Source organism: Elizabethkingia argenteiflava (genome assembly GCF_009904105.1).
In the GTDB taxonomy this organism is placed as follows: Bacteria; Bacteroidota; Bacteroidia; order Flavobacteriales; family Weeksellaceae; genus Elizabethkingia; species Elizabethkingia argenteiflava.
On the sequence record NZ_JAAABJ010000449.1, the window covers coordinates 1 to 255 of the forward strand.

The 255-nt window shown below is 31.4% G+C and carries 1 pseudogene; it reads left to right on the top strand.

The window, feature by feature from the left end:
* Positions 1 to 3: 3 nt before the first annotated feature.
* A pseudogene (locus GNY06_RS05270) lies at positions 4 to 255 on the top strand (IS982 family transposase); the annotation flags it as partial.

A 255-nucleotide genomic window follows, 5' to 3' on the forward strand; every position in this document is an offset into this window, starting at 1 on the left:
AATATGAACAGTTTTACCGCAAATTATGAAAAAATATTAGAGATACTGATAACAATTGAAAGTAAAATGAATTTTTTAAATCAAATCCGCAATCCCCAATTGTCAGATCTTGAGTTAATCTCCATAGGCTTAACTTCAGAATTTATGAGTATTGATTCAGAGCGGAATTTATTCAGAAAATTACCTTTCAATTTATCCTCTAGGATTGAACGTAGTGTTTACAATCGCACCAAGCGCAACTTGTTTTCTTATGGG